A 7,663-nucleotide genomic window follows, 5' to 3' on the forward strand; every position below is an offset into this window, starting at 1 on the left:
ATCCAAGCTTGCTCATAAAAATGCTCCTTGTTTGTAAAAAATAGCAATGGCCCYGGACGCGCGGTCCACAAGGCGCATCCCGGACCAGGTCCGGGATGACAGAAAAATCAGGCGAGGTATTTGTCGCGCAGGGCCTGTGTGGCGCCACGGAAAACGCCGAGGTCGCTGCCGACGCCGACAAAAGTCGCGCCCATCTCCATGTAGCGGCGCGCGTCGGCCTCCACCGGCGCCAGGATGCCGACCGGTTTGCCGTGCGCCTTGGCGGCGGCAAAAATTTTCACCATGGCGGCCTGCACCTCCGGGTGCCCGGCATTACCGAGGTGGCCCAGGCCGGCGGCCAGGTCGGACGGGCCGACAAACATGCAGTCGACACCGTCGATGGCGGCAATCTCGTTCGCTGCCGCCGTGCCGGCGATGCTTTCGATCTGCACCATCACGCAGATGTGGTCGTTGATGGACTTGAGGTAGTCCGGCACCGTGCCGTACTTGTTGCTGCGCTGGGACACCGACACGCCGCGAATGCCTTGCGGCGGGTAACGGGTGGCGGCGACGGCGCTGGTGGCCTGCTCGGCGGTTTCGACAAAGGGGATCAGGAAGTTGTAGAAGCCGGCATCGAGCAGGCGCTTGAGCTCTACCGAGTTGTTTGAGGTCGGGCGCACCACCGGTGCGCTGCGGCTGTCTTTCAGCGCCATCAGTTGCGGGATGTAGGTGGCCATGTCGTTGGGCGAATGTTCACCGTCAAGCAGGATCCAGTCGAAACCGGCCACGCCCAGCACCTCGGTGGTGATGGCGTTGGACAGCGAGGACCAGCAGCCGATCAGTTTTTTGCCGGCCAGCAGGTCGCGCTTGAAGCTGTTGGGAAAACTTTGATAAGGGGTTGCTTGTGTCATGAGTTAACTCTCTTTTTATCGATGATCTCTGTTGATCAGGTAGGCAGTGAATCTTTGAATCTATACGTCAATGCATCAGTCCATCAGGTAATGGGCGCCGGGTTGAACAACACCAGCGCGTTGTGCAGCTTCCAGTGTTCGGCCCAGGTTTTCTTTCGGCCGCTGGCAACGTCCAGCATGAACTGGAACAGCTCCCAGCCGACGTCTTCAATGGTGGCATCGCCGTCGGCAATACGCCCGGCATTGATGTCCATCAGGTCGTGCCAGCGCCGGGCGAGGTCGCTTCGCGTGGCCACCTTGATGACCGGCACTTCCGCCAGGCCGTAGGGCGTGCCGCGGCCGGTGGTAAACACATGGATGTTGATGCCCGCGGCCAGCTGCAGCGTGCCGCAGATGAAGTCGCTGGCGGGCGTGGCGGCGTAGATCAGGCCTTTTTGTTTCACCTTCTCGCCGGGTGCCAGTACACCGCTGATGGGCGCGGAGCCTGACTTGACGATGGAGCCCATGGCCTTTTCCACAATGTTGGAAAGGCCGCCTTTTTTGTTGCCCGGCGTGGTGTTGGCGCTGCGGTCAACCTGCCCTTTTTTCAGGTACGCGTCATACCAGGCCATCTCGCGGATCATCGCGGCGGCCACTTCAGGGCTGCTGGCCCTCGATGTCAGCTGGTCAATACCGTCGCGCACTTCAGTGGTCTCGGAAAACATCACCGTGGCGCCGGCACGCACCAGCAGATCGGTGGCAAAGCCCACCGCAGGGTTGGCCGTGACACCAGAGAACGCATCGCTGCCACCGCATTGCACGCCCACCACCAGCTCGCTGGCGGGCACCGTTTCGCGGCGTCGCGCATTCAGGCGTTCGAGATGTTGCAGTGCCATGTCCATGACCGAATCAATCATGGACATGAAGCCGACATGGTTCTCGGACTGCAGGCACACCACATCCAGCGCGGCTTCCGCATTCGTGCCCACATCGGCCACGTTGCGTTCATCGACGATCTGGATGGTGCCCGGCGGCAGCAAACGTTCAGGCTGCAGCTTCTCGCAGCCCAGGCTGACCACCATGACTTCACCGCCGAAGTTGGGGTTCAGGCTGATGTTGCGCAGCGTGCGGATCGGGATGATGGCGTCCGGCGCATCGATGGCCACGCCGCAGCCGTAGGTGTGCTCCAGCCCCACCACATCATCGACATGGGGAAAGCGGGGCAACAACTCTGCCTTGATGCGCTTGACGGCGAAGTCCACCACGCCGGCCACGCACTGCACGGTGGTGGTGATGGCCAGGATGTTGCGGCTGCCGACCGATCCGTCCGGGTTGCGGTAGCCCTCAAAGGTGTAACCCTCCAGCGCGGGCTGAGGGGCCGGCCGCACGGTGGCGATGGGAAGCGCGTCCAGCGTGCGCGCGTCGGGCATCTCCAGCAGGCGTTCATGCACCCAGCTGCCGGCGGGAATATCTTTCAATGCGTAACCGATGGGCACGTTGTAACGCAGCACCGCCGCGCCCTTGGGCAAGTCGACCAGCGCCACCTTGTGGCCCTGCGGAACCCGCTCGATCAGCGTCAACCCATCGGCAAACACTGCGCCCGCTGGCAGGCCACCATCGTTGGCAACAATGGCGACGTTGTCCGCACCGTGCATGCGGATAAAAAGAGGGTTGACGTTGGTGCGTTCCATCAGAAGTCGACGATTTCCACCCAGTTCGGGTTCTTGCCCGCGGGCTGGCTCACCCCGGCGGCAGGCACACCCGTGGCCGCATCGATCGGATGCAGCGACACGGCATGGGAGTCCTGGCCGGTAGAGATAAGGAACTTGCCGCTCGAGTCCACCGCAAAGCCGCGGGGCGTTTTCTCAGTGGGCGTTGTGCCGGCTGTTTGCAGCAGGCCGGTGGCAGGGTCTATTTTGAATGTGGTCAACGTGCTGGAAGTACGCTCCGATCCATACAGATACCGTCCGTCGGCGGACAGCTGGAGGTCTGCCGCCCATGGCTTGCCCGTAAAACCAGCCGGCATGACAGTGCTTCGCTGCAGATGGCGCATGGCGCCCTTGCCAGCGTCGTATGCAAACACATCCACACCGCCGTCCAGTTCGTTAAGCAGGTAGACATGCGTCTGGGCCTTGTTCCACAGGAAGTGCCGCGGGCCGGTTTTGGCCGGCGACACATTCACCAGCGCCGGATCGTTGGCGCTCAGCTGGCCGGTCTTGGGGTCGAAGCGCCAGCTCGACAGGTTGTCGCCGCCCAGGCTGGTGGCAAATACATAACGGCCCGCAGGGTCCTGGTGAATGGCGTGGGCGTTGGGCGAAGTCGGAACGATCTGCTGGACGGGCCCGACAAGGCCGTCGGCACCCACGCTGTTCACCRTGATCTTGTTGCCGCCATAGGAGGCGGCAAAGAGCCAGCGGCCAGAGGCGTCCAGGTCAATGTTGGCCATGCTGTCGGCCAATGAGGCCTCGCCGAGTTTCTTCAGCCCGCCGTTGGCGCCGTCGATGGCAAAGGTGACAACGCGAAACGGCTGCGAGCGCAGGGCCACGTACAGGATTTTTTTGTCCTTGCTGACCACCATGGGCATGGCGGTTCCGCCCACAGGAACCCTCGCCACCGGCTTGAGGGCACTTGCGGCGCGATCCAGCTGAAACACCGAGATCTCCTGGCTGTCGGCGTTGCTGACATACACCCAGGTGGCTGCGCTGCTGGCGCCAGCGGCAGCCATGGTCCCGGCAAAAACGGCGGGGATCAGGACCTGGCGAATGGTGGTTCCTGTTGTCATGGATGTCTCCGTTGTGTTGTTGAACTTTTTACTTGCCGACCGTCATGTAGAGGCTGGGCAACCACATGGAGAAAGCCGGCACAAACGTGACCAGTGCGAGCGCGAAAATCAGCGCGCCATAGAAAGGCCAGATGGTCCGCATCACGGTGCCCACGGACACTCCGCCAATGGCACACCCCACGAACTGGGTCGTTCCCACGGGCGGCGTGTTCAATCCCAATGCGCAGTTGATCAGCAACACGATGCCGAACTGCACCGAGCTCATGCCGTAGTGCTGGGCAATCGGCAGGAAGATGGGCGTGCACAGCAGGATGGTCGCGGCCATGTCCAGGAAGGTGCCCAACACAAACAGGATGATGTTGATCAGCAGGAAGATCACCCACGGTGTGGTGGTGATTTGCGATAGCATCTGGCCTGTCAACTCCGCCACGCCATAGAGGCTGATGAGGTAACCGAAGGTGCTGGAGATGCCGATCAGCAGCAAGATGACGCCGGTGGTCTTGACCGCCTTGGAGGCCGCCTTGATGAAGTGCTCCCATTTGATGGAGCGGTAAACAAAGATCGTCAGCGCCAACGCATACAACACGGCAACGGCCGCAGACTCTGTCGCCGTGAACACACCCGACAAAATGCCGCCCAGGATGATGACCACGATCATCAGGCCCGGCAAGGCAGCCGCGAGTGAACGCGCGACGATGGACCAGCCGGGAAAGGTGCCTGCGGGGTAACCACGCTTCACGGCCACCAGGTAAGCGGCCGCCAGGTTGCAGATGGTCAGGATCGCGGCAGGCACCAGCGCAGCAAGAATCAGCGCTGCGATCGACACCTTGCCACCGGCAGCCAGCGAATAAATGATCAGGTTGTGGCTGGTCGGCATCAGTGCGCCCACCAGTGCGGCGTGCGTCGTCACGTTGACCGCATAGTCGGCATGGTAACCCTCTTTTTTCATCATCGGGATCATCACGGCACCCATGGCCGAAACGTCAGCCACAGGCGAACCGGACACACCGCCGAACAAGGTGCAGGCCACCACATTGGACATGCCCAGGCCGCCGCGCACATGGCCCACCAGGCCGCGCGCGAGATTGACGATACGGTCCGCCACACCGCCGTAGAGCATCAGCTCGCCGGCAAAGATGAAAAATGGAATCGCAAGGAAAGAGAAGATGCCCATGCCTGACGTCATCTGCTGGAAACCGACGGCCAGGGGCAGGCCCTCATACGCCAGCGTGGCCAGGGCCGAGAGGCCAATCGAAAAGGCAACGGGAACGCCAAGCAGCAGAAACAGTGTGAACGAAAGGCAGAGAATAAGTAATGGAATTGTCATGATGGATGCTTAGCCCCAGGCTGGTTCAACTTCGCGGCCTTTGGCCAGGGCAATGATGTGTTCGATCGAGAACATCACGATAAGAACGCCGGCCACAGTGGCAGGCACATACTTCCAGCCCTCGGAAATCCAGAGGGTGGGCAGGCGGTAGCCCCACACGGATATTGCGAGATAACCGCAGTTCCATGCCATGGCAGCGCCGAAGAGCAGGACCAGCGCGTGAATCAGGTACTCCATCTTCAGCCGCAGCCAGTCGGGCGCCAGCACCAGCATGGACTCGAGGCCGATGTGGCCTGCATCGCGGACGCCGACGGCAACACCCAGCATGGTCACGTATACAACCAGCAGAAGCGCCAGGCTTTCGGCCCATGTCGGCGTGTTGTTCAGCACGTAGCGGCCGAACACTTGCCAGCTGACGGCGCAAATCACCGCTACCAGCCCGAAGATACCCAGCCACATGCAGGCCCGGGCGAGCTTGCGACAAATTGTTGTGTACATAAATTGATCCGGATCTGTTGGACCGGCGTTGGTAGAAAAGAAACTGTTGGCGCCGGTCTTTCCGGCGGCCTGTTATATTTTTGCTCGCTGACATCTCCTGTCACCGGCGATCAATCGCCGATGACGAGAGGGGTCATACCTTGCTTACTTGGTGTCCTGGATACGCTTGACCAGCGCCTTCAGCTTTGCATCCACAATAAATTTGTCATAGACAGGTTTCATCGCGTTCTGGAATGAAGCCTTGTCGACCTCAATGAACTCGGCGCCACCGGCTTTGGCGATGGCCTTGGATTTGGCTTCACGCTCGTCCCACAGTTTGCGCATGTAAGGAACCGACTCTTTGGCCGCCTGGCGAATCGCCTTCTGGTCATCCGCACTCAGGGTGTCCCAGGTCCGCTTGGAGAACAGCAGCATTTCAGGGGCCAGCGAGTGCTCTGTGATCGAGTAGTACTTGGCCACTTCAAAGTGACGCGAGCTCTCATACGAAGGGTAATTGTTTTCAGCGCCGTCAACCAGGCCGGTCTTCAGTGCGGTGTAGACCTCGCCGTAAGGCATGGGGGTGGCATTGGCACCCATGGCTTCCAGCAGTGCAACCCACAGGTCGGATTGCTGGACGCGGATCTTCATGCCCTTGGCATCGGCCAAGGTGCGGACTGGTTTTTTGGCGGTATAGAGCGAGCGAGCGCCGCTGTCGTAGTACGCCAGGCCGATAAAGCCCTGTGGTGCGCAGGAGGCGAGGATCTCTTCACCGATCGCGCCGTCCAGCACATGGCGCATGTGTTCCGTGGAGCGGAACAGGAAAGGCATGGTCGGCACTTGCGTCTCAGCGCAAATGTTGTTCATCGGCGCAATGTTCACGCGGGTCATGGCCAGCGCGCCGATCTTGGTCTGCTCGATCGTGTCCTTCTCGTTGCCCAAAGCGCTGTTGTTGAACACCTTGATGGTGTGCTTGCCGTTGGTCAACACCTTCAGGCGCTCACCCATGAACTTGACAGCCTCGACGGTGGGATAACCGTCGGGGTGGATGTCCGACGAACGGAACTCGGTGGCGAAGCTTGCCAGCGGCATCAGCGCCAGTGCAGCGGMAACTGCAAACAGTGTTTTTTTAATCTTCATGTCTCATCCTCTAGGGTTGGTGGTGGAAAACAGGTAGCAGGAACTTTTAATACAGACACGCGGGCTCAGGCAGCCCGCGCACGCCGGGGCGCAGCGCGAACACACCGCCGGCCAGCGGCTGGTCAGATAAGTCGATGCCTTCGGGGCGTATCGACGTCACGAACAGGGTGTCGAGCCCGGCGCCGCCAAAGGCGCACATGGCAGGTTTTTTGACCGGCACGGCCAGCGAACGGTCCAGCTTGCCGGCGGGCGTGAAGCGATGAATCAGGCCGGCGTCGTTGCCGCAGATCCAGTAGCAGCCGTCGGCGTCGACTGCCGCGCCATCAGGGCGGCCGGGTAGCGGGTTCATGTCGACAAAGACGCGCCGGTTGTATGGCGTGCCGGTCTCGGTGTCGTAGTCAAAGGCCCAGATGACCTGTACCGACGGATGCGAGTCCGACAGGTACATCGTGCGGCCGTCGGGGCTGAAGGCCATACCGTTCGGCGTGATGAAACCGTCCAGGAGTTTTTTTAGTTCGCTATCTTTTTTGTAGCTATAAATACAACCCACACGTGCGCCGGCAGCCATATTCATCAACATGGTACCGGCAAGAAAGCGCCCCTGACGGTCGCAGCGGCCATCGTTAAAGCGCATGCCGGGCGTGGCATGCGTAACGGCGGCAAGCTGCTTGAACCCAAGCTGGCCATCCGCCCGTGGACTCAGGCGGAACACGCCGCTTTCAGTGCCTGCGACCCAGTCCTGCGTGCCGCCTATCGACGCAACGCAGGCCAGCATTTCGGGAGCGGCCCATTCGGTGAGCACGCCTTCGGCCACGCTCCAGCGGCACAGCCTGCGCGCCGGAATATCAACCCAATAGAGCGCTTGTTCGGCGGCCTGCCAGACAGGGCTTTCCCCTGTGCCATGGCGCGCATCCAGAACCAGCTCGACGTGAGACTCGCTCATGTTTATCCTGACCACTCAGTCGCCGAAAGGACCGGCTACTACGAAGCCGCCGCCCTGGTACTGGGCGACCGGGTCTTTCAGGTCAGGCGCGGGGGTTCGGGCGTAGACGGCCTCGCGAAAGATGTCCG

Annotated in this window: 7 protein-coding genes; all 7 read right to left on the reverse strand. The window is 61.1% G+C overall.

Features of this window, described 5'->3' with window-relative positions:
• Nucleotides 1–107: 107 nt before the first annotated feature.
• Complete coding sequence (gene garL, locus AC1DWI_RS08710) at nt 108–890, reverse strand: 2-dehydro-3-deoxyglucarate aldolase (RefSeq protein WP_477671054.1); 783 nt, start codon at nt 888–890, stop codon at nt 108–110.
• A gap of 83 nt (nt 891–973) precedes the next feature.
• Nucleotides 974–2,560, reverse strand: coding sequence for a galactarate dehydratase (gene garD / locus AC1DWI_RS08715; RefSeq protein WP_477671055.1), 1,587 nt, complete (start codon nt 2,558–2,560; stop codon nt 974–976).
• On the reverse strand, nt 2,560–3,651 hold the full coding sequence (locus tag AC1DWI_RS08720; RefSeq protein WP_477724683.1) for a lactonase family protein: 1,092 nt from the start codon (nt 3,649–3,651) through the stop codon (nt 2,560–2,562). Before AC1DWI_RS08720 ends, garD begins: the two co-directional genes overlap by 1 nt.
• A gap of 28 nt (nt 3,652–3,679) precedes the next feature.
• Complete coding sequence (locus AC1DWI_RS08725; RefSeq protein WP_477671057.1) at nt 3,680–4,978, reverse strand: TRAP transporter large permease; 1,299 nt, start codon at nt 4,976–4,978, stop codon at nt 3,680–3,682.
• 9 nt (nt 4,979–4,987) lie between these two features.
• A complete protein-coding gene (locus AC1DWI_RS08730; RefSeq protein WP_477671058.1) occupies nt 4,988–5,476 on the reverse strand; it encodes a TRAP transporter small permease in 489 nt (162 codons plus the stop codon).
• Nucleotides 5,477–5,620: 144 nt separating this feature from the next.
• The gene (locus AC1DWI_RS08735; protein ID WP_477724684.1) at nt 5,621–6,592 is read right to left on the reverse strand and encodes a TRAP transporter substrate-binding protein; all 972 of its coding nucleotides are present in this window, start codon (nt 6,590–6,592) and stop codon (nt 5,621–5,623) included.
• 46 nt (nt 6,593–6,638) lie between these two features.
• The gene (locus tag AC1DWI_RS08740) at nt 6,639–7,535 is read right to left on the reverse strand and encodes an SMP-30/gluconolactonase/LRE family protein (protein ID WP_477724685.1); all 897 of its coding nucleotides are present in this window, start codon (nt 7,533–7,535) and stop codon (nt 6,639–6,641) included.
• Between the last annotated feature and the right edge of the window lie 128 nt (nt 7,536–7,663).

The sequence above is a fragment of the Polaromonas sp. P3_C2 genome, from assembly GCF_056402675.1.

Coding starts and splice junctions, on each gene's coding strand:
- AC1DWI_RS08740 (WP_477724685.1), bottom strand. CDS start 7,535: ATGAGCGAGTCTCACGTCGAGCTGGTTCTGGATGCGCGCCATGGCACA.
- garD (WP_477671055.1), bottom strand. CDS start 2,560: ATGGAACGCACCAACGTCAACCCTCTTTTTATCCGCATGCACGGTGCG.
- AC1DWI_RS08730 (WP_477671058.1), bottom strand. CDS start 5,476: ATGTACACAACAATTTGTCGCAAGCTCGCCCGGGCCTGCATGTGGCTG.
- AC1DWI_RS08725 (WP_477671057.1), bottom strand. CDS start 4,978: ATGACAATTCCATTACTTATTCTCTGCCTTTCGTTCACACTGTTTCTG.
- garL (WP_477671054.1), bottom strand. CDS start 890: ATGACACAAGCAACCCCTTATCAAAGTTTTCCCAACAGCTTCAAGCGC.